18 protein-coding genes are annotated in these 21,674 nt (G+C 45.0%); 14 read left to right on the top strand and 4 right to left on the bottom strand.

Annotation, left to right across the window (positions count from 1 at the left end; all coding sequences use genetic code 11):
* Window positions 1-214: 214 nt before the first annotated feature.
* Window positions 215-1,096: a Cof-type HAD-IIB family hydrolase gene (locus QUA03_RS03895; protein ID WP_333209823.1), complete on the bottom strand. Its 882-nt coding sequence runs from the start codon at window positions 1,094-1,096 to the stop codon at window positions 215-217.
* 373 nt (window positions 1,097-1,469) lie between these two features.
* Here QUA03_RS03895 and QUA03_RS03890 point away from each other — a divergent pair, with 373 nt between their 5' ends.
* The 7 genes from QUA03_RS03890 to clpP all read left to right on the top strand — a co-directional run bounded on the left by QUA03_RS03890 (window position 1,470) and on the right by clpP (window position 11,526).
* Entirely contained in the window at window positions 1,470-7,001 is a 5,532-nt protein-coding gene (locus QUA03_RS03890) for an ATP-binding sensor histidine kinase (protein ID WP_333209821.1), read from the top strand.
* Between the two features lie 48 nt (window positions 7,002-7,049).
* On the top strand, window positions 7,050-8,462 hold the full coding sequence (locus tag QUA03_RS03885) for an adenylate/guanylate cyclase domain-containing protein (protein ID WP_333209818.1): 1,413 nt from the start codon (window positions 7,050-7,052) through the stop codon (window positions 8,460-8,462).
* A 114-nt stretch (window positions 8,463-8,576) separates the two neighbouring features.
* On the top strand, window positions 8,577-9,797 hold the full coding sequence (locus tag QUA03_RS03880; RefSeq protein ID WP_333209816.1) for a heparan-alpha-glucosaminide N-acetyltransferase domain-containing protein: 1,221 nt from the start codon (window positions 8,577-8,579) through the stop codon (window positions 9,795-9,797).
* Between the two features lie 106 nt (window positions 9,798-9,903).
* Entirely contained in the window at window positions 9,904-10,125 is a 222-nt protein-coding gene (locus tag QUA03_RS03875; protein ID WP_190741010.1) for a hypothetical protein, read from the top strand.
* Window positions 10,125-10,484: a type II toxin-antitoxin system PemK/MazF family toxin gene (locus tag QUA03_RS03870; RefSeq protein WP_333209812.1), complete on the top strand. Its 360-nt coding sequence runs from the start codon at window positions 10,125-10,127 to the stop codon at window positions 10,482-10,484. The genes QUA03_RS03875 and QUA03_RS03870 overlap by 1 nt, the downstream gene beginning before the upstream one ends.
* 17 nt (window positions 10,485-10,501) lie before the next feature.
* Window positions 10,502-10,717 (top strand): DUF433 domain-containing protein, encoded by a 216-nt coding sequence (locus QUA03_RS03865; protein ID WP_333209810.1) that lies wholly within the window; start codon window positions 10,502-10,504, stop codon window positions 10,715-10,717.
* A gap of 200 nt (window positions 10,718-10,917) precedes the next feature.
* Complete coding sequence (gene clpP, locus QUA03_RS03860; RefSeq protein ID WP_006635758.1) at window positions 10,918-11,526, top strand: ATP-dependent Clp endopeptidase proteolytic subunit ClpP; 609 nt, start codon at window positions 10,918-10,920, stop codon at window positions 11,524-11,526.
* A gap of 212 nt (window positions 11,527-11,738) precedes the next feature.
* Here clpP and QUA03_RS03855 read toward each other — a convergent pair whose 3' ends face one another.
* Complete coding sequence (locus tag QUA03_RS03855) at window positions 11,739-12,716, bottom strand: hypothetical protein (RefSeq protein WP_333209807.1); 978 nt, start codon at window positions 12,714-12,716, stop codon at window positions 11,739-11,741.
* An 876-nt stretch (window positions 12,717-13,592) separates the two neighbouring features.
* On the opposite strand from QUA03_RS03855, the gene QUA03_RS03850 reads away from it, so the two are divergent.
* The 5 genes from QUA03_RS03850 (at window position 13,593) to QUA03_RS03830 (ending at window position 19,488) form a co-directional block, all read left to right on the top strand.
* The gene (locus tag QUA03_RS03850; RefSeq protein WP_333209805.1) at window positions 13,593-15,959 is read left to right on the top strand and encodes a ribonuclease R family protein; all 2,367 of its coding nucleotides are present in this window, start codon (window positions 13,593-13,595) and stop codon (window positions 15,957-15,959) included.
* Between the two features lie 431 nt (window positions 15,960-16,390).
* The gene (locus tag QUA03_RS03845) at window positions 16,391-17,014 is read left to right on the top strand and encodes a flavin prenyltransferase UbiX (protein ID WP_333209804.1); all 624 of its coding nucleotides are present in this window, start codon (window positions 16,391-16,393) and stop codon (window positions 17,012-17,014) included.
* Between the two features lie 178 nt (window positions 17,015-17,192).
* Window positions 17,193-18,074, top strand: coding sequence for a LapA family protein (locus tag QUA03_RS03840; protein WP_333209803.1), 882 nt, complete (start codon window positions 17,193-17,195; stop codon window positions 18,072-18,074).
* A 22-nt stretch (window positions 18,075-18,096) separates the two neighbouring features.
* On the top strand, window positions 18,097-18,648 hold the full coding sequence (locus QUA03_RS03835) for a shikimate kinase (RefSeq protein WP_333209801.1): 552 nt from the start codon (window positions 18,097-18,099) through the stop codon (window positions 18,646-18,648).
* 711 nt (window positions 18,649-19,359) lie between these two features.
* Complete coding sequence (locus QUA03_RS03830) at window positions 19,360-19,488, top strand: hypothetical protein (protein WP_333209799.1); 129 nt, start codon at window positions 19,360-19,362, stop codon at window positions 19,486-19,488.
* Between the two features lie 105 nt (window positions 19,489-19,593).
* Here the strand turns inward: QUA03_RS03830 and QUA03_RS03825 are convergent, their stop codons facing one another.
* Both QUA03_RS03825 and QUA03_RS03820 read right to left on the bottom strand, forming a co-directional pair.
* Window positions 19,594-20,037 carry a hypothetical protein gene (locus QUA03_RS03825; RefSeq protein WP_333209797.1) on the bottom strand — a complete coding sequence of 148 codons (444 nt, stop codon included), beginning with the start codon at window positions 20,035-20,037 and terminating at the stop codon, window positions 19,594-19,596.
* 63 nt (window positions 20,038-20,100) lie between these two features.
* Window positions 20,101-20,505 (bottom strand): NIL domain-containing protein, encoded by a 405-nt coding sequence (locus QUA03_RS03820; RefSeq protein ID WP_006635751.1) that lies wholly within the window; start codon window positions 20,503-20,505, stop codon window positions 20,101-20,103.
* Between the two features lie 178 nt (window positions 20,506-20,683).
* Between QUA03_RS03820 and QUA03_RS03815 the strand changes: the two genes are divergently transcribed.
* Complete coding sequence (locus QUA03_RS03815) at window positions 20,684-21,286, top strand: thioredoxin family protein (protein ID WP_333209795.1); 603 nt, start codon at window positions 20,684-20,686, stop codon at window positions 21,284-21,286.
* Between the two features lie 63 nt (window positions 21,287-21,349).
* Window positions 21,350-21,559, top strand: coding sequence for a hypothetical protein (locus QUA03_RS03810; RefSeq protein WP_333209793.1), 210 nt, complete (start codon window positions 21,350-21,352; stop codon window positions 21,557-21,559).
* Window positions 21,560-21,674 lie beyond the last annotated feature (115 nt).

Below are 21,674 nucleotides of genomic sequence, written 5' to 3'. Positions count from 1 at the left end.
AATATTCTGATGTTGCAAAAAAAGTAATTGACTCCACTTGATCGGGAAAAATCTGAAAATGTGGATCTTTTTAGATCATCAAAATTTGATTGCATAGAAGTCAAAACTAGACAGTTATATAATAATAAATTGTCGCTGGGTCGGGGCGGGTTGATATACATTTTTTTCAAATGTCGCCGCTAAACCCGCCCCTGCGGTATTTGTGCTACAAATATCAACGATCGCCCAAAACAAATTGTTCGATCGCAGCCGCCACCCCATCTTCCTCCACATCCGGCGCCACCCAATCAGCAGCAGCCTTCACGCCATCAGGAGCATTGCCCATCGCCACGCCCACGCCCGCGTAGGCAATCATTTCCACATCATTAAAATTGTCACCGATCGCCATCACATTCGCCGCCTGTAAACCCAAAAGTTCCTCCGCTAAATACTGCACCGCATCTCCCTTATTTGCCAAAGGATGCGTAGCTTCAAAAAAAGTAGCAACGGATCGAGTCAAATAAAGCTCCGCAGGCGTGTAGCGCTGCCGCATACTGCTGAGCAAGCCGTCAAGTACCCCCGGATTCTCGCACAATGCCAAAACTTTCGTGGGTTCCCCCGGAAGATCTCGCCGCAAATCTTTAATCACCATTGGTTCAATGCCCGATCGTTCGGCATAAATTCGGGTAGCTGGGGTAATTTCCGGCACGTAAAGTTGGTCGTCAATGTAGAAATGGATCGAAAGCAGCGGTCGCAAATGCGGTTCTTCAAAATGGTCTAACAGTTGCAGAGCAGTTTGTTTCGACAGCGGCAAGTGCCGCAGCCGTTTTTGAGTAGCGTGATCTTGAATCCATGCGCCCTGGTAGCAAATCAGTGGCAAGGTTGAGCCGATGTCGCGGTGAAAACGCAAAGCTGAACGGTACATCCTGCCCGTAGCGACGGCCACTTTCACTCCCCGCGACTCGGCAGCCAAAATTGCCTGCTTGACTGGTTCTCGGATGGTATTTGACAAACCTGCGATCGTGCCGTCTATATCCACTACCAGCAATTGAATGTCTGCGGTGCCAAAAGCGCGATCGGTCGCATTAGCTGGATTTGAGGCAGTTATATTCTGCATGATTTTTTTAGATTTTAGCTGTTGATTTGCACGCACCCGTTTATTTTGGCACTGGCGGGATAGCAAAGTGCGACTTCTGATTTTTTGAAGACTAAAATATAGATAACTAAATAAGCGACAAAAAAAGTATCTAGGAGGACTCTTTCGGGATGAATTTAGTTAAGCTATAGAATAGTAGCCAGTTTACTGCCGTAAAAACCGCACTCGACAGACGATATGTATTTCCACTTACTTAATAATACTTGTGGTCAAAAAGAATGCAACTCTCAGCCCGCAATCCAAACCCTTATATCATCAATCATTTCCAATCTAAAATCTAAAATCTAAAATCTAAAATTGTATAACCGCATCTTTGAAATTACCCCCAACTATCATGATTTCTATTCCGGGATACCGCATTGACGGAGAACTTTATACAAACTCTCACACAGTTATTTATCGAGGTCTGCTGCTTGAGGAACAAAAACCCGTCATCCTCAAAACTCTCATGCCTCCATACCCTAGCCCAGCGCAAATCTCCCAACTGCTGCACGAATCCGAACTTCTTAAAAATTTGAATTTACCCGGAATAGTCAAGCTTTACAAAATAGAAACCTACAATCACTTTCCTGTTTTAGTTTTAGAAGATTTTGGTGGGATTTCCCTAAAAGACTTTCTCAGCAACAACCAGCTAGAGTTACAACAATTTCTGCATATTGGCATCAAACTAGCAGAAACTATTGGGCAACTCCACGAACACCACATCATCCATAAGGATATTAAACCCAGCAATATTATTGTCAATATCGAGACAGGAGATGTCAAGATAGCTGATTTTGCGATCGCCTCCCTGCTACCGGGCGAAAACCTCGCCCCCAGCCATCCCCATTTACTCGAAGGCACTCTCGCCTATATGTCTCCTGAACAAACGGGACGCATGAATCGGGCGATCGACTACCGTACCGATTTTTATTCTTTAGGTGTCACCTTTTATGAGATGCTTTGTGGCGAATTGCCTTTTCAGGCGATCGATCCTATGGAATTAGTACACTCCCATATTGCCAAAACGCCCGTTTCTCCTTGTGAAAACAGAAAGCAAAAAGTACAAAGCAGAAGCATCGAAGGCAGAATCAATCAAGTAAAAACCAAGGAGATTCCTCAAGTCGTTTCCGATATCGTCATAAAACTCTTAGCAAAAACCGCCGAAGACAGATATCAAAGTGCTTTTGGACTTTTGTACGACTTGGAAAATTGTCTCGATCAACTGCAAACTACAGGCGAAATTTCCCACATAACCCTCGGCGAGCAAGATCAGTCAAGTCACCTGCAAATTTCCCAAAAATTTTACGGGCGAGAAGCAGAAGTTAATATGCTTCTCAGTATCTTCCAGCGGATGAGGCGAGGCAATACAGAAATTGTGCTGATTGCTGGTTCTGCAGGTGTGGGCAAATCGTCGTTAGTATATGAAGTTTACAAGCCGATTCGGCCGGAAAACTGGTATTTTATTGACAGCAAATTTGAGCAATTTAAGCGCGATATTCCCTACGCTTTTTTGCTCCAAGCTTTTCAAGATTTGTTGCGACAAATTTTCACCGAAAATACCGCAGAAATCCATGTTTGGAAAGAAAAAATTTTAAAAGCACTCGGCGGTAACTGCCAAGTAATTATTGAAGCTATTCCCGAATTAGAACTAATTGTTGGGCCGCAGCCCCCCGTCCCAGATTTAGGAGCAAATGAATCTCAAAATCGCTTTAATTTAGTATTTCAAAACTTCATCCGCGTCTTTGCTCAAAAAGAACACCCCCTAGTAATTTTTCTGGACGACTTGCAGTGGGTCGATTCAGCATCTCTCAAGTTAATAGAACTGCTAGCAACTGACCTGGGAACTCAATATTTATTAATAATTGGAGCTTATAGAGAGCAAGAAGTAGATGCAAATCATCCCCTAACGCTGACCGCCGAAGCAATTAAAAAAGCAGGCGGGACTGTGAGGGCGATCGCCCTTTCGCCTTTAGATATAAGTAGCGTCAACCAATTTGTTGCCGATACTTTGAACTGCGGCCCAGAAAAATCCCTAAGTTTAGCAGAATTGCTTTGGCAAAAAACCGCTGGAAATCCCTTCTTTTTAACTCAATTAATAAAATTCATTTACTCAAAAGGTTTAATTCAATTTAAACTTTCATCCTCTGAGAATTTGGTCGAGTTAGCTGAACCTAAACTGTCGGGATTAGCGCAACCAATCTCAGAGCGAATTGTGAAAAAATGCCAAATTATCGGCGAGTGGCAGTGGGATATCGAACAAATACAAGAAATGGGAATAACTGACAATGTTGTAGAATTAATGATAGATAACATTCAGAAGCTTTCAGAGAATACCCAAGAACTGCTTAAATTAGCCGCTTGTATCGGGAACAAATTTGATTTAAAAATTCTCTCGACAATCGCCGATAAACCTCTGGCGTCCGCAGCAACAGACCTCGGGGAGGCACTTCAGTCCGGTCTGATTTTGCTCGTGAATAACGCCTACAAAATTTCGATAGCACTAGCAGCAAGCACAGAAGTAACAGACACAATATCTAGAGACTTTACCGATAAATTTTCCCTACCAGTGGCTGATATTCCTAGCGCCACTTACAAATTTTTGCATGAGCGAGTGCAGCAAGCAGCTTATGCTTTAATATCCGATTATGAAAAACAAAAAATCCATCTCAAAATAGGCAACTTTTTCCTGCATAATTCACCGCCAGAGCAATTAGAAGAGCATATTTTTGATACCGTAAACCAACTAAATTTAGCGAAAGAAATTATCAGCAGCCAATTAGAACAATTTCAATTATGCCAATTAAATTTAATTGCTGGCCGCAAAGCAAAAGCAAGTGCAGCTTACGAACTTGCCCTCAAATATTTAACTGCAGGTATTGAACTGCTTCCTCCCCAAAGTTGGCAAACTGACTACGACTTAACTCTGGCACTCTACGAGTCAGCAGCAGAAGCTGCTTACCTGAATACCGACTTTGAACCAATGGAAAAATGGGCGATAATTGTCCTGCAACACGCAACAAATGAACTAGACAAAATCAAAGTGTTTGAAATCAGAATCATAGCTTGTGCGATGCAAACCAAACTCCAAGAATCGGTAAAAATTGGTCGGGAAGCACTAAAAATGTTAGGAATCCAATTTCCCGAATCGCCGATTCCCCTCCACATTCAGCAAGCAATGGCTAAAACTGCAGCTTATTTAACAGAAAAAAAAATAGAAGATTTAATTGACTTGCCAATTATGACAAATCCGCACAAATTAGCAACTATGCGCGTGCTTTCCAGTATGTTGTCAGCTACATTTATAGTTGAACCTGTGCTGCTGCCACTGATTGTGTGCGAGCAAGTTAATTTATCTATTAATTACGGAAACTCTACTTTTTCTGCCTTCGGTTATGCTAATTACGGAGCAATTTTAAGAGGAATAGTTAGAGATATTGAATCGGGCGATCGCTTTGGTCAATTAGCTTTAAATTTGAGCGATAGATTAAATGCGTTAGAATTCAAAAGCAAAACGCTTAATTTAGTAGCATTTATTTTGATGAACGGCAAGCATCACGTTAAAGACTCATTGCCACTATTAGAGGAGGCTTATCAAAGCGCGCTAGAAAATGGGGATTTAGAATCTGTTGGATATTCAGCCGTAAATATTTGTCAGTCTTTGTATTTCATCGGTCAAGAATTGCCACAACTGGAACGGAGAATGGTAACTTACAACCATTTGTTGTTTCAACTCAAGCAAGACACTGTATTGACTTGGAATCAAATATATCGGCAAACTATTTTGCAATTGATGGGAAAATTGGAAAGCCCACACCTGGTATTAGGTGAAGTATACAGCGAAGAAAAATTGCTGTCGCTGCTGTTGGAAGCTAACGATCGGGTGGGACTACAGCACTTTTATTTGCAAAAATTAATACTAGCCTATTTATTTGGAGATACCGCTACAGCGCTAGAAAATTCAGCGCAAGCCGAAGTATATTTAGACGGAGTTGCAGGCTTTATTAATGTTTCTGAATACCAGTTTTACGATTCTCTAGCCCGCCTAGCTGCCTATCCATCGGCAACAGAAGAGGAACAAGAAGAGCATATTTTTTACGCTGTGAGTAACCGAAAAAAACTGCAACAAAAAGCGCTTTCTGCGCCGATGAATCTTCAGCCCAAATGCGACTTACTTACGGCAGAAAAAGCGCGTGTTTTGGGCAATGTTGAGAGAGCAATGGAATATTACGATCGCGCAATTGACGGAGCCGAAGAAAACGGATACATACAAGTACAAGCACTAGCAGCAGAATTGGCAGGAGCATTTTATCTATCCATAGGACGAGAAAAAAATGCTAAAACTTACTTGACAGAAGCGCGTTATTGCTATCAGCGCTGGGGAGCAACAGCCAAAGCAGCGCATTTAGAATCGAAATACTCGCACTTGCTAACTTCCGGCTCGATTTCAACTAATATTGAAACTCACAAATCTACCAGCAGCGCTTCTTCCACTACGAACGACGCTGCAGGCGTGCTAGACTTGACTACCGCAGTGAAAGCATCGCAAACCTTAGCCGGCGAAATAGTTCTAGACAAACTGCTGGCAAAAATGATGAAAATTGTTATTGAAAATGCCGGGGGGCAACGAGGGTTTTTAATACTAGAAAAAGAGGGTCAATGGGTGATTGAAGCATCAGGATCTGTAGATGTCGATCGCGTTGCTGTCATGCAATCAATTGCGATAGATTTTGTAGCCGACGATCAAGAAGTAACTTTGCTGGCAGTTGCAGTTGTGAATTACGTCGCCCGCACCCAGGAAAGTATAGTTTTAAACGATGCCAGCCGCGAAGGACAATTTACTCGCACACCCTATATAATGGCGGTTCAACCTAAATCAATTCTTTGCACTCCGTTAATTAATCAAGGTCAACTCACTGGGATTCTATATTTAGAAAACAATCTGACCGCAGGCGCTTTTACCCAAGACAGGTTAGAAATATTAAAACTGCTGTCTTCTCAAATTTCTATCTCCATCGAAAATGCCCAACTTTACGCCAACTTGCACCAATTCAATCTGAATCTCGAAAATTTAGTACAGCAGCGTACCTCCGAACTCTCCCAAACTTTAGAAGACTTAAAATCAGCTCAAAATAAACTGGTAGAATCGGAAAAAATGGCTGCCCTCGGAGGGTTGGTTGCAGGTGTTGCCCACGAAATCAATACTCCCATCGGCATCGGCATCACCGCCGCCTCCCTGCTTGCGGAAAAAGCCACAAAGTTTTTTGAGGTTTACAGTAACGGTCAAATCAAACGTTCCGAGTTAGAAAAGTTTCTGGATACCGCCATGCAAAGCAGTAATATGATCTTATCTAACCTCACGCGGGCAGCAGACTTGATTCACAGTTTTAAAGAAGTAGCTGTAGATCAGTCGAGCGAGTTAAAACGCACGTTTAATGTTAAAAACTATCTAGAGGAAATTTTGACATCCTTAAGTGCCAAACTCAAAAGAACTAAGCACAAAATAGAGATTAAGTGTGATGAAAATATTGTAGTGGACAGTTACCCCGGCGTAGTGTGTCAAATTGTGACAAATCTGGTGTTGAATTCCCTAATTCACGCCTACGATGGAGAAGATGAAGGAGTTCTGGCTTTTGATTTCAAACTAGAGGGCGATCGGCTAATATTTGAATATGCCGATAACGGCAAAGGAATTGACCCAGAAAATCTCAGTAAAATTTTTGAACCGTTTTTTACCACCAAAAGAGGTCAGGGAGGCACGGGATTGGGACTGCACATTATTTATAACCTTGTTACTCAAAAACTAAAAGGCACAATTAGCTGCACAAGTCAACTAAATAAAGGGACAAGATTTATGATTGAATTTCCCGCTAAAATGAGCAGTTAGTTATTAGACCGCCAACATGGATATAAGTTTTATATAGGAGAACGATATATGTCAGAAGCTAGTAAAAACCTGTTGGCTGCAGGCGATGACGAATTAATCGCGGCGGGCGACGATGAATTAATATTTGCCGAGGAAGACGAGGCGGAACAACAACCGCTAGAAGAAAGTTGGAAAATATTAATTGTAGATGATGAAATAGAAATTCATAATATTACTAAACTAGCGTTAAACGATTTTAAGTTTGAAGGTAAAAGTATAACATTTATCAGCGCGTACTCAGGAAAAGAAGCCAAAGAAATAATCCAAAATAACTACGACATAGCATTAATTTTACTCGATGTAGTTATGGAAACAGAAGAAGCAGGCTTGGAAGTAGTTAAATACATCCGCGATATTTTAAATAATCAAATTGTGCGAATTATTTTACGCACTGGACAGCCCGGACAAGTGCCAGAAGATGTAGTAATTGTCAGCTACGATATCAATGATTACAAAACAAAAACAGAACTTACTAATAAAAAATTATTTACCACAGTAGTCACCGCACTGAGAGCATTTAGATCACTCAATCAAATCGAGTCCAGCAAAAGCGAACTAGAAAAAATAGCTGCTGCTTCAGCCCGTTTTGTACCCCGTGAATTTTTGAAATTTCTCAAAAGAGAAAGCATCGTTGATGCCAGACTAGGAGACTCTGTACAAGCAGAAATGACGATTATGTTTGCCGACATTCGCTCATTTACAAGTCTGTCAGAAAGTATGTCTCCCCGAGAAAATTTTGAATTTCTTAACTCTTACTTAAGTCGAGTTGGCCCAGTTATCCGCGAGTATAACGGTTTTATAGATAAATACATTGGTGACGGGATTATGGCTTTGTTTCCTAACAGGGCTGAAGATGCTGTGCAAGCAGCAATTGAGATGCAGCATCAAGTGAAAATTTATAATAGACACAGGCAAAACAGTGGCTATCAACCTATTTCGATAGGGATTGGTTTGCATACGGGGACTTTAATGTTAGGTACGATTGGCGAAGCGGAACGAATGGAAAGTACGGTGATTTCTGATGCCGTTAATTTAGCTTCCCGCGTGGAAGGATTGACAAAGCTTTATGGAGTTGCTATTGTAGCTAGTGTCCAAACCCTTTGCCGAATAGACGATCCTCAACATTACAAGTGCCGGTTTCTCGATCGCGTTCAAGTCAAAGGAAAACAAACACCTGTTGCTGTATTTGAAATTTACGATGGCGACTCGCCGACAATGATCGAACTAAAAGCACAAACTCAAACTTATTTTGAACAGGGAATTTTTTTTCACTACCAGCAGCAATTCGCGCAAGCAAGGCAAATGTTTTTGCGCGTTTTGCAAATCAACAAATATGATAAGGCAGCATCTTTTTATGCAGAACGCTGCGATATGTTGATGAAGAATGCAGTCATTATGACTCTGGAAGGGATAGAGATATAGGGAATAGGGCATGGGGCATGGGGCCAAAAAGAATTAGGGAATGGGCATCAGCTAAGATACTGAACAGTGAACAGTGAACAGTGAACAGTGAACAGTTAACAAATAACTTAATTTATGCGCTTCACATCCCTTGATGTTTTTCGCGGAATTGCGATCGCCTCGATGATTCTAGTGAACAACCCCGGTAGTTGGAAACAGGTATATCCGCCGCTAGAGCACGCAGAATGGCACGGCTGCACCCCGACAGATTTAGTATTTCCGTTTTTCTTGTTCATCGTTGGCTGCGCGATGTCTTTCTCGCTGCCTAAATATCTTCAAAATTATCCAAAAACCGGAATAGAAACCTCAAAAATTACACAAACAAAGGAAAAATCAGAATCCGCCAAAAACCCTCTTCCTTCTTCCTTCTTCCTTCTTCCTTCTTCAAATATTTACTGGCGAATTGCGCGCAGGGCCGCGATTCTATTTCTATTAGGATTGCTGCTAAATACATCTTCGATCGCCCTTGACGTACTTCTCAACAGCGCCCCAGTGGAAAACTTCGGTAAAATCCGCATCATGGGAGTATTGCAGCGCATCGGCTTAGCTTATTTCATCAGTGCGATCGCTATTCTCAACCTTCCCCCCCGCAATCAAAAACTGCTCGCTGTGGCCGTGCTTTTGGGCTATTGGGGCGCACTAACCGTATTTGCTGTAGGGGGGTACACTGCAGGCGAACTCACGCCAGAAGGGAATCTAGGAGGATATGTCGATCGGCTAATTCTCGGTAGCCAACACCTGTACAAAGGCGGCCCCTTCGATCCAGAAGGATTGTTGAGCACTTTACCCGCAGTTGTCACAGTCCTCACAGGCTACTTTACCGGAGAATGGCTGCGAGTACAGCAAATCAAAACCCGCACCAGTATCAACTTAGCAATCTGCGGTCTCAGTTGCGTGGTAATCGGCCACTTGTGGGGATTTTTATTTCCGATAAACAAACAACTTTGGACAAGTTCTTATGTAGTTTTTACTGCTGGTTGGGCTTTACTATTGCTAGCATTTTGCTACGAAACAATTGAAGTGCAGGATTGGAAATGGGGGAAACCGTTTGAAATCATGGGATTGAATGCAATTTTTCTGTTTGTTGCTTCCGGTATTGTCGCCAGAATCCTGTTGAAAACTCATATCGGTACTGGTGAAAATGCTCCAACAACTTACAGTTGGATTTATGAAAACTGGTTTGTGCCGTGGGCGGGGCCGCTGAATGGTTCTCTAGCATTTGCGGTGACTGCGGTATTATTTTGGTGGTTAATTTTGTATGGAATGTACCGCCGTCGTTGGGCGATTAAAATTTGAGTAGTTTCGTCTGTAGTGGATATACCTCTTCTAATGATATGAGAAAAGGGATATCTTCCGATCGGGACGCCTGTTTAGGTTACAATTTAAGGCAGGAGGATTTTTTATGCCGACTACAGCTCAAGAAATCTATATTCAAGTTGTCCACACTTTGTCACCAACGGAACGGTTACGCTTGGCAACTCTGATCCTCAACGAGTTATCACAGCATAATGTCGCTGTCGTCGAACAAAGTGATACCTGGAGTGAGGAAGATTGTTTCGATGTAACAACCTTTTCTTTGCAATACGCAGCTACACTTTTCCCGGAGAGTGAGGAGATGGATTAGTGAAATTCAATCCTGGTGATGTAGTAACAGCAGATTTTCCTGGTGTCACAGGTGTTAAACGTCGCCCTGTTGTGGTTTTGTCCTCGACTACTTATCATAGAAACCGCCCTGATTTCATAGTTGGGTTAATCACTACCCAGACAACAAATCTTGGCTCTACTGACTATACTCTGCAAGATTGGGCATCCGTAGGTTTGAGAATTGTATCTGTTTTCCGCAGTTTCATTCTTACTTTACCGCCTTCTGCCAACCTGATTTTGATAGGGCATTTATCCGAACGTGATTGGAGTGCTGTTCGCGCCTGTGTAAAACTAACTTTAGTAGAATTGGACGATCGCCCACCGTCATCAGATTCATGACTCCCAAAAATTTTTATATGACATCCACACTACCTATCATTCATAGCGACCCCGATATTTTAGGGGGAAATCCAGTCTTAATCGCCACTCGCGTCCCGATCGAGACTCTACTTGATTATCTCGAAGCTGGTGATTCGGTCGATGAATTTTTAGACCATTTTCCTAGTGTCAGCGGCGATCGAGCGATTTCAGTTCTGGCAATGATACGATCGCCACATAACAACGTTTATTGATGTCCGCTTCCTCAACATCGATCGCCTGCAGGATCGGATTTCCGATCGCACCCCCGCCACAATTTCCCCAATGACCGCCCCAATCCGTTCCAAATAAAGGATTTTGCCGATTTCTCGATCGCCCGCCACCGATCGCTAACTATAACTGAGCCCTAATCGCTAAAATTAAAAAAAGATACGTAATAGGCAGGCAGGCGTCAATGATCCCAACAGTTATAGAACAATCCGGTCGCGGCGAACGCGCCTTTGACATTTACTCGCGACTCCTGCGCGATCGCATCGTCTTCTTGGGCCAACAGGTTGACTCAGATTTGGCTAACCTGATCGTTGCCCAATTGCTATTTTTAGACGCCGAAGACCCGGAGAAAGATATTTACCTCTATATCAACTCCCCAGGGGGTTCGGTAACAGCAGGTATGGGCATTTTTGACACGATGAACCACATCCGCCCCGACATTTGCACTATTTGTCTCGGTTTGGCAGCCAGCATGGGCGCTTTTCTGTTGAGTGCCGGCGCTAAAGGCAAGCGGATGAGTTTGCCTCACTCCCGGATTATGATCCATCAACCTCTAGGCGGAGCTCAAGGACAAGCAACCGATATTGAAATTCAGGCCAAAGAGATTTTGTACCACAAACGTCGCCTGAACGAACATCTTGCCAACCATACCGGTCAGCCGCTTTCCCGCATTGAAGAAGATACCGAACGGGATTTCTTCATGTCCGCTGAAGAAGCAAAGGACTACGGATTAGTCGATCAAGTGATCGATCGCCGTCCTTCCGCCAGCCGCCCGATCGCCGCTGTGGTCTAAATAAAAAGTTAAAAATCAAAAATGAGGAAATATTCTTCATTTTTGATTTTTAATTTTTAACAGTCATATAGCAGTTTTCAGTGGAGTGAATTACAGATGCTGGGGCCCATGATACGGCATCATAGTTAAATCCTTACTGTTTTTCATACAATTGAAAACTGCTATATGTAGCTATTTTTTAAAAAAATCACACCTAGAAACCTACAGAATTACTAAGGCAAAGATTCGAGATATTGCAGGAAGTCGAGCAATTCTACTTGATTTAAGAAATGGCGCGCTTCTTTGCCATAACCTTGTTTGAGATAATCTTTTCCTTGGTTGGGAGTCCAGTTCAACCGCTTGATTTCCTCAGTAGTTCTGCTGTAGATTTCCAGATATTCTAGGAAATCTACCAACTGTTCGGTAGAAAGCTCTCTCTGAGACGACTTGCCGTAATTGTGTTCGAGACAGTCGCTTTCCTGTTTTTTCTTCCATTGCAGGCGTTTGAGGATGGCATCTATTTGGGCGATCGTATCAGAATTATCCTCGATCGCATCGCTGGGGATTCCCACCGCGATCGGTTGCAATTCCCTGACTTCGGCCGCACCCTGTAGCAGTTCACTTTCGCTAGAAGTCGGTACATCCAGTTCCTGAAGGGGTTCGCCGTAGCTAGAAGAAAGCCAAGCGTCCGAGTCTAACTGCTTTGGTACAAATCCAGTAGCCTCGACGCGATCAACCGTTGGCGGCAGCGGTTCCGGTACAGGTGCGATCGGCTCTTCATTTAATTTCGTTTCAGTCTTGACAAAATTGCTTTGATATGTTTCAGGCAATTTGTCAGCAACAGGCATTTCTAGAATCGGAAGAGGAACACTTGTCGGCCCAACAGGAACCGGAACAGCAGCAGGAGGGGGAGGGGGAGGAGCAACTGGAGCAACGGAAGCAACCGGAGCAATCGGAGCAACTGGTGCAACCGGAGCCGGATCAAAACTCGCGATCGCACGATCGGGCGCAGCAAATCCAAGGACAGCGATCGCTCGCAACCGGGCGCGGTCTTCAGCATCCTCAACAGACTCAGCAGCCGACATAGCCGTAGCCAGAGTTTTGCCGTCAACCTGAACCAGACAGCGAACAACAAACTTACCGTGATGAACAGTCAGCAACTCACAAATTAACTGTCCAGCGGGATAAAGGGCGCGAAATTCAGCAAACATAATTTTTTGACCCCGAAACCAGAGGGGGCTTATGACTTAAGTGTAGTACAGCCCTGAGAAAACAATTTTCTGAAAGCACCTATTCAACATACAATAAATTAAAGGTGAGTCATCCGCGCAACCTTAAACGCCACTAAACCCCATGCCACATCCAGCGGTTTAAGCTAACAAGCATCGGGCGTCATTTCTACCTATAGGAGATGACACAGCAACTAAGCAAAAGTAGTAAAAGTCTCCGGTTTGCGTACCTGCACTTTCTACAGCACAGATTGCTCCCGGCCCGCTCGTTGCACCTCCGTCCGCAAGGACAGATCGCGTGCAAAAAACAGGGGCATCGCAGCGGCGAGCTACTAGCAATTTTGCCTTGATCCGGTAAGTTCTTTGCTAAAGCAAGAGGCAAGAGGCACTTCAAAAGGAAGAAGGAACAACGCAGAAGGAAACAAGGCAGAAGCGAGAAATGCACATTTTCTCCCTCTCCATCCCTCCATCGGCTCATCCTCGACTCAAGCCGTTGCTTTCAGTATCGAGCCATCTTTTAAGAACCGACAGAGGCTTTCTAATTCGCGAAGTGCTCGGCGCTGCTGACCTAAAAGCAAACAAACCAACGCTAAAAAATTGTATTGGGGAATAGCGTGCGGGACAGTTTTCTGCACCGTCAGCAGTCAGTTCAATACAGACAGCAGACAATTAGCACGAAGCCGGTGTCGGGAGAGAATCTCAAAAAAAACTCGCGATGAAACAAGGTGGCTGTGCTCGCGTCTCCACCTATCAACCCGCGCATTTGTTGGGAAGCAGGCACTGCGAGGGCCCGAGGGGGTGCGGCTGATTTCGCCAAAATTTAGACTAATTGCTGGAAACAAGAGGATCGATCGCTACATGGAATTTTCTATCGCTGCACTGCTGGCAAATTTTACAGAAGACAAATTAGTGGCCCCTAAAGCATTGGAGAAAAAACTCGACTGCAACGACGCCACCAGTCAACTCAAACTTCAAATCGCATTAGAAGCTCTAGAGAAAATTGGCATATTAGTCAAAGACAAAGGCCGATATCGCCGAGTAGCTGAAGACGACGTAGTAGAAGCAAAACTGCGCTGTTCGAGCAAAGGATTTTGCTTTGCAATTCAAGACGCCGAAGGCTCAGAAGACGTTTATGTGCGGGAAAGTCACCTCTCGACAGCTTGGAATGGCGATCGAGTCTTAGTCAAAATCATCAAAGAAGGTAGCCGCCGCCGATCGCCCGAAGGCGAAGTCATGCTCATCCTCGAACGCGCCAACCCCTCGGTACTAGCGCGAGTCAAGCAAACCGCCACCCCCACCGGCCGCGTCAGCTACAGAGCAATCCCCCTGGACGATCGCCTGTTGTTTGAACTAGACTTGCTCGCAAATGGCACAAATCTCCAAGAGGCGATCGACCACCTAGTACACGTCGAAGTCAAACGCTACCCCCTCGGCACCCATCGCCCAGTCGGCAAAGTAGTACAGGTACTCGGTTCCGACGCCGAAGCCGCTGACGACCTCGACATCGTATGCTGCAAACACGACTTGCCGCGATCGTTCCCCGCCGCCGTCATCAAAGCAGCCGAAAATTTGCCCAGCAAAGTCAAAAAAACCGACATCAAAAAACGCCTAGATTTGCGTAACATTCTGACTGTTAGCTTCAGCAAAAACGAACCGGGAACAAGCAACAGCGAAAACAATGCTCCTCAAGCCCCGGAGGAAAATCTCTCCGAAGGAGGAGGCGAAAACGAGTTTGATCCGACATCATTTCTCTCCGATCCGCCAGTGGAACGCGCTTTGTCGATCGAAACCCTGAAGCCCGGCCGCTGGCAAATAGGAATCCACATCAGCGACGCCGCCGAGTACGTGCAGCCAGAAACCCCGATCGACCGCGAAGCCCGCAAGCGAGGAACCGCCGCCCATCTGGGAGAAAAAATCATCGCCGTACTGCCAGAAACCCTCAACGAGCGCTGCTCCCTGCTGCCTGACAGCGAACGGCTGGCCTTCAGCATACTGCTCACCCTAGATGAATCAGGAGAACTCCTAGAATACGAGATTCAAGCCAGCGTCATTCAAATTGACTACCACCTCACCTACCAGCAAGCTCAAGCAATTCTCGAACCAGGCGATGCCGAAGAGCACCCTTTATCCTCCGCCCTCCGTCCTTTCCTAGATCAACTCGGTGCCGCCTCACAGGCTGCCAGACAGACAAGGCTCAAGCGAGGAGCTTTTGAACTAAATTTGCCCGATGCTAACTCTCACTTCGACGACGAAGGCGAATTAGGAGCTTTTGCAACAGCTCCCCCCGCTCAGTCGGCTGTCTCCGAGTTAGTCGTACTCGCCAACCAAGCTGTCGCCGCCCACCTGCAAGCCTTGGGAGTCCCAGCAATTTACCGCGTCCAGCCGATGCCAGACCCGGCAGACATTCAAGAGTTCATCAAACTCTCCAACAACCTCGGAGGCGAACTGTATCTCGAAACCGAAGAAGAAGTTTTGCCCTTGGACTTTCAGCGATTTACCCAGCAGTTTGCCGGCCTGAAGTCCGAAAGAGTTCTTACCTACCTGCTGGAAGACACCATGAAGCCCGCTGTTTACAGCACAACTCCCAAGCCGCACTTCGGTTTGGGGCTGTCAGAGGGTTACACGCGGTGCACTTCGCCGCTTTCCCGCTACGCCGATTTGCTGGTGCTGCGGGTGTTGCAAGCGGTGTTCGAGCAAGGCCGCAGCAGCCGCACAACACGGGCTAAGGAAAAAGTTGACTTGCACCATTCCTCCTGTCACGGTCAAATTACTTGGAATGTTCTCCCTCCAGATTTGCACCACGAATTTGAGACGGAGTTTGCATCGGTAGTAGTACACCTAACCGAACGCGAAAGAGTTGCTGAGGATGCCGAAAGCGATTTGCAGGGATTGAAGAAAACGGGATTGATGAAAGAACGCACCGGGCAAACTTTCCAAGGTTTGATTACAGGTGTGCAGTCTTACGGTTTCTTTGTGGAAATTGAGGTGCGGCCACCCGAGAGCGACATCCTGCGTGTTGAGGGACTGGTACACGTTTCTTCGCTCAAGGATGACTGGTACGAGTATCGATCGCGCCAGCAAACTCTGGTGGGCCGCAAAAACCGCAATCAGTACCGTTTGGGCGATCGGGTAGAAGTTCAAGTCAAGAGTGTTGACTACTACCGCCAGCAAATTGATTTAGTTGCAGTTGGCGGCGGCAGCCAAGCTTTTGATGATGATGAATAATCTGTTGACAGTTGACAGTTGACAGTTGACAGTTGACTGTTAACTGTTAACTGTTAACTTTTCTAAATACTTAGTTGTCATTGTCTGGCAACTAAGTATTAATAAGTGGGCTGCCAACTATACTCAACAATCATCAAACAATAATTAAGGACTAATATCAAATCCGATAGCATCGTCGGGCGTCAAATCCAGTCAACAGTCAACAATTACGGACGGTGCAACCGGAATTTATATAACTTATTTGCGTTAATCTGTGTTAATCTGCCCTCATCTGCGGTTAAAAAAAGATAATTTATTAACCGCAGATGACAAGGGATTGACGCTGATTCACGCAGAGGTCGAGAAGAGATATATGAATAATTCCGATGCTAACAGATTGGATATAACAACTAATTACTAACAACAGTCAACTGTAAACTAACAAATAACTAATGACGAATAACTACCCCCTCATTGTAGGAGTTACTGGTGCATCGGGACTGATTTATGCGGTGCGAACTTTGAAATATTTGTTGGAGGCCGATCGCGCGATCGAACTGGTCGCTTCCAAGTCTACTTACATGGTTTGGCAAAGCGAACAGAACACGCGAATGCCCGCCGAACCGACGCTACAAGAGGAATTCTGGCGGGAACAAGCAGGAGTAGCCACAATGGGTAAACTTCGGTGCCATCCCTGGCAAGATGTCGGTGCTAATATTGCTAGTGGCTCCTTTCGTACCCAAGGGATGATGATTATTCCCTGTAGCATGAGTACGCTGGGCAAGTTGGCGGCTGGCTTGAGCTCGGATTTGCTCGAAAGAGCGGCCGACGTTCAGCTCAAGGAAGGGCGGAAATTGGTACTCGTGCCTCGCGAAACGCCTTTTAGCTTGATTCACCTGCGGAATTTGACTACCTTGGCGGAAGCTGGAGCTAGAATTGTACCAGCGATTCCTGCTTGGTATCACAATCCGCAAACTATTGAAGATTTGGTAGACTTTGTGGTGGCTCGCGCTTTAGACCAGTTGGGGATTGATTGCGTTCCTCTCAAACGCTGGAAAGAAGAAGAAGGGAGTTAGTTGACAGTTGACAGTTGACAGTTGACAGTTGACGGTTGACAGTTGGCAGTTGGCAGTTGACAGTTGACAGTTGACAGTAACAACCAATAACCAATAACCAATAACCAATAACTGACAACAAACAACTGACAACAAACAACTGACAACTGACAACAAACAAATTACCAATATTTTTAATATGCGACCTGTATTTTTGCTAGTAATTGTGGTGGGGCTAACTATTTTTGCCCTGCAAAATGTGGAGCCGGCCTTATCGCTGGTGTTTTTGGGAGTTCGATCGCCTGCTGTGCCCTTATCTATCTGGATTTTGCTGAGCATGGCGGTGGGAGCTCTCACATCTTTATTGATTTCTGGTTTGCTGGCTTTTGCAAATTACCTATCTCTAACGGCAGACCGCGCCGGCAGATCCAGTCGCAGCCGTCCCGATACTTTCCCAGAGGACAGGAGAACGCCTTACACGCCGCCTCCCCCTCCTAGAAAGCTGGAAATTGACCCGGATCTGAATAGGGAAAATAGTCAAACTCAGGCTGCTGGTTCCTACCGAACTGAGTACGGCACGTCGGCTGGTTACAGTGCCGGGACTTTCCTGCAAGAAACTCCGAACCCGGATGGGGCGAAGAATTACGCTCAACCGGGGGCTTATGCAGCAGACGATGAGGACGATTGGGTCTCAGATGGCTCAAAATCCGGCTCTCAAGGGGGTGATGACGATTGGGGGGACGATCGCGATTTTCCCGATCGACCGCAGGTAAATGATGTTCCAGCGGCAAATCCGAGGGCTTACGAAGCTCAGCAGGAACCGAAAAGCAAGTCTTGGGCTGGCTCAGTATACTCTTACGGCTATCGAGATCCGAGCCAGTCTGGGGTGGGACAAACTGAGTCTGTATACGATGCCGAGTATCGAGTGATCGTTCCTCCGGGAGGGGAGAGTCCTAAACCCGCTGATGAACCACCTATAAATCCTCTTGCAGAAGCAGAGGATGATTGGGGATTGGATGAGGGTGATGAGTTTGATGACGATGATGGCGCCAGTGGCAGATCAATTAACCTGAAAAAATAGAAAAATATCGGAGGATTTGGCAGTGGATGGGTTGAGGGGAGTAAATATCTATCTTGTCGGGATGATGGGTGCGGGGAAAACAACGGTAGGGCGGATTTTGGCAAAAAAATTAAAATACCGTTTTTTTGATACTGATGAACTAATTGTTCGAGTTGCTAATCAGTCAATTGCTGAGATTTTCGATCGAGAAGGGGAAGAGGCTTTTCGGGAACTAGAAACTAAAGTGCTCGGCGAATTGTCTGCGTATCAAAATTCGGTCGTGGCTACGGGCGGCGGTATTGTGACGCGATCGATGAATTGGGGTTACTTGCACTACGGTGTCGTGGTTTGGCTGGATGTGCCTGTAGATCAATTGTACGATCGACTGCGTTCAGACACCGCTCGACCCCTACTGCAGGAGGGCGAGATCAAATCTAAGCTGCAAAGCCTTTTGAAAGAGCGAGAGCGTTTCTACACTCAAGCAGATGTCCGAGTCTATGCTGGTGTGGGGGAAAGGCCTGAAGCAGTGGCGACTAGGGCGATCGAGGAAATCCAAAAAGTTATCAAATCAGAAACCGGGCCTGATCTCAATTGATACATTCAGAAACCGGGTTTGTGGGAAAATAACAGGTTTTTGAAGACTGTTGATATTAGTTCCCAAAAATAATGCAACCCTAAGCAAGCTCCAAACCACCAGCTTCATCAGTTATTCCCCAAATCTAAAATCTAAAATCTAAAATTGTATGACTTCGGTAAAAATACTGATTTTTGTCTGAGTGTGTCCGTTTAACTACCCCATATTTTGAAATCCACCGGGTTTGAGTGGATGTAATGCGTAAGTTTTATAGGTATGAGGATGTGGCGATGCGGAGATTTTATACAAGAACTAATGCCAGAATCATCTGATTCGTTAAAGCCGGCTATTGAGTTATCCCTAAAAATAAAATGGCCCCACCGCTGAAGGGCTGTAGGGCGCAAGGACAGTTAAACGCTAACTTGATTGTCGGGAAATTTAGCATCAATGATACCCTGCTATGTGACGATTTTACGATCGTCCATTCACTCATCAACTCTCCCGTATCAAAAAATGTAACCCAGCACCGATCGAATTCAACCTGTCCTATTCTAAAAACAATACCTCATGCATTCTGACTAGCAGCTCCCGAAAGCTGCTTTTTTATTGCCATAAGTTTTTGGCTGCGGGACTTCCGGATCTTGGCAATAACATTTTGAGCACAAGTCGGCTACAGTTCAATACAACCCTAGGGGTTTTCAGTTCCACTCCCGGTTTGTCGGTAATTAGTAATTGGTAATTAGTAATTGGGAATTAGTAACGCCCAACGGGGAATCGGCAATTGAGATGCTGTACCTCACCAGGCTTGAAAACTGCTATGATTACGGCGCGGAACGGGGAATTAATCCGGTGAGGGATTGAAAAAAAATAAGCTGTATTTATTGAATTGATGGGCGATCTGATAGTTTTTGGCTAAATATCAGTTGCGAGTTATAGAATTTGGTTGGATGAATTTCCCGTTCCTCATTAAGAGAATACGAGCCTGCCTGTTTTTAACCAAAACTCCAGAGTTCCGCCCAGCCCCACACCTGTTAAAGCAATGGTAGCTAATACCGCAAAAGCCCGCCAATTCTTCCAACCAGACATTTGAATATCGAGTCTTGCCAAAGCTCCGGCTGAAATCAAAAGTAAACAAGTAGCAAAAAGGTGCATCCAAGCAAAAACTACCACTGCCACAAAAGCTCCTACAATAATAGAAAGAAAAGCACCAATATCACTCGAAAACCACCGAAAAATTAAGGCTTTTATGTCTCTCAGCGGGAACGACAAGGCGGCCGCCAACACTAGAATTGAAGCTATGGCTAGAAACCAAGTCAGGTGCGGGGGAACATCAAACTCCGATAATTTCCAGCCAAAAGTGAAATAAGTAACAAAAAGTAGAGTTAGGGAAACCCAAGAGTTTTTTTTCATCCAATGGCACAATTAGGAGAACCAGGGAAAAAAGATGATGCTTCCGATGAGTGTGTACAGTTTCTAGAGGTTAGTAGAAATAGCTTGCACCGGACAAGTAGGGATGCACTGCTCGCAAACGATACACCGCGATCGAGCAAAACTTAGTTTAAAGCTTTCTGGGTCAAGGGTCAAGGCTTCCGTCGGGCAAACTCCCGTACACAAACCGCAGTGAACGCAGATATCTTCGTCTATGAGTATTTCCCGACTGGCTAGGGAAACGCCGATATTTTGCGATCGCATCCAGTCGATCGCCGCTTCTAGTTGGTCGATGTCCCCTGATAACTCTAGCACCAGTTTGCCCACTTGATTAGGAGCTACCTGAGCACGGATAATGTTGGCTGCAACATTAAAATCCTTTGCCAGTCGATAGGTGACAGGCATTTGGATCGATCGTTGGGGAAACGTCAGTGTTACCCGTTTTTTCACCCTGCAAGTCCTCGGTAATTTACAAACAATCTTTGTTATCTTCTGTTTTAGCGCACTTAATCTAATTACTGCCTTTAGCACAAATTTTTATGAGATGGGTCTGATTATCTCAAAATGTGCTATAATCTGAATCTATTATTTAAAATAAAAACATAGAAATCAAAGCGCAATTTATTTTATGACCCAGAATTCGCCCAAGTCAACTGTCGCCCCCGTCGCCAAAAATCCCGAAACAAAAGTCGCCACGCGCATCAGAAACTTATTGATCGTGTTAACAGCGATCGCCCTTTCAATATCCATCTTCTTCGGGCTGCAAACCCAAACGCCGTCAAGCAGTCTCACCGACATGGCAAAAGCTTCAACGCCATTAGAAACAGCTTTGGTAAATGGGAAACCGACACTCATGGAATTTTATGCTAATTGGTGCGGTAGCTGTCAGGCAATGGCTAACGATTTGAGCGAAATTAAACAGAAATACGCCGAACCGCTAAATTTTGTGATGCTGAATGTAGACAATGACAAATGGCTGCCAGAAATCACCAAATATCGAGTAGACGGCATTCCGCACTTTGTCTACTTGAATGATAAAGGCAGCGCCGTTGCTGAAACGATGGGCGAAATGCCGCGCAGTATTATGGAAGCTAACTTAGAAGCTTTAATTGCAGGAAAACCTCTGCCACACGCCCAAGCTGGCGGTCAAGTTTCTAATTTTACTCCCCCCACAGGGCCTGTGAAAACAAGTAGCTCCGACCCCCGCGTCCACGGCTCTCAAGTACAGTAAAAGAAGGAAGTTCGGCAACGGATTCGCTCCACGAATGTAACGGATGTAACGGATGTCAGTTCGATGGAAGTCGGAAGTCGGAAGAAGAAGAAGAAGAAGGAAGATAGAAAAGGGAAGAAAACTTTAGGAACAGGCAAGATGCCTGTTCCACCAAAAAGTTTATTTGTTGTGGAACAGGCATCTTGCCTGTTCCTGATGGCGATAACTTATAGAGATTCAAAATCCCCTCGCAATTTCTGCCAATCTGCATTTTGGGCGATCAACTACCTCTAAAGGAATATTCAAAAAAACATTTTTGACAATTTATTAAAATTTATTATACTACTTGTCAGGTGCAGAGCGTAAATATTCTCTCACTGCCTATACAAAATAAAGCCTGAGCGAAAAC

It is taken from the genome of Microcoleus sp. S36b_A4 (assembly GCF_036700645.1).
Lineage (GTDB): Bacteria > Cyanobacteriota > Cyanobacteriia > Cyanobacteriales > Microcoleaceae > Microcoleus.
This window is presented reverse-complemented; position numbering and strand designations above follow the sequence as displayed.

Excerpts from the sequence above, each read along its gene's own strand:
- QUA03_RS03895 (WP_333209823.1), bottom strand. The coding sequence starts at position 1,096 with ATGCAGAATATAACTGCCTCAAATCCAGCTAATGCGACCGATCGCGCT.
- QUA03_RS03890 (WP_333209821.1), top strand. The coding sequence starts at position 1,470 with ATGATTTCTATTCCGGGATACCGCATTGACGGAGAACTTTATACAAAC.
- QUA03_RS03885 (WP_333209818.1), top strand. The coding sequence starts at position 7,050 with ATGTCAGAAGCTAGTAAAAACCTGTTGGCTGCAGGCGATGACGAATTA.
- QUA03_RS03880 (WP_333209816.1), top strand. The coding sequence starts at position 8,577 with ATGCGCTTCACATCCCTTGATGTTTTTCGCGGAATTGCGATCGCCTCG.
- QUA03_RS03875 (WP_190741010.1), top strand. The coding sequence starts at position 9,904 with ATGCCGACTACAGCTCAAGAAATCTATATTCAAGTTGTCCACACTTTG.
- QUA03_RS03865 (WP_333209810.1), top strand. The coding sequence starts at position 10,502 with ATGACATCCACACTACCTATCATTCATAGCGACCCCGATATTTTAGGG.
- clpP (WP_006635758.1), top strand. The coding sequence starts at position 10,918 with ATGATCCCAACAGTTATAGAACAATCCGGTCGCGGCGAACGCGCCTTT.
- QUA03_RS03855 (WP_333209807.1), bottom strand. The coding sequence starts at position 12,716 with ATGTTTGCTGAATTTCGCGCCCTTTATCCCGCTGGACAGTTAATTTGT.
- QUA03_RS03850 (WP_333209805.1), top strand. The coding sequence starts at position 13,593 with ATGGAATTTTCTATCGCTGCACTGCTGGCAAATTTTACAGAAGACAAA.
- QUA03_RS03845 (WP_333209804.1), top strand. The coding sequence starts at position 16,391 with ATGACGAATAACTACCCCCTCATTGTAGGAGTTACTGGTGCATCGGGA.
- QUA03_RS03840 (WP_333209803.1), top strand. The coding sequence starts at position 17,193 with ATGCGACCTGTATTTTTGCTAGTAATTGTGGTGGGGCTAACTATTTTT.
- QUA03_RS03825 (WP_333209797.1), bottom strand. The coding sequence starts at position 20,037 with ATGAAAAAAAACTCTTGGGTTTCCCTAACTCTACTTTTTGTTACTTAT.
- QUA03_RS03815 (WP_333209795.1), top strand. The coding sequence starts at position 20,684 with ATGACCCAGAATTCGCCCAAGTCAACTGTCGCCCCCGTCGCCAAAAAT.
- QUA03_RS03810 (WP_333209793.1), top strand. The coding sequence starts at position 21,350 with ATGGAAGTCGGAAGTCGGAAGAAGAAGAAGAAGAAGGAAGATAGAAAA.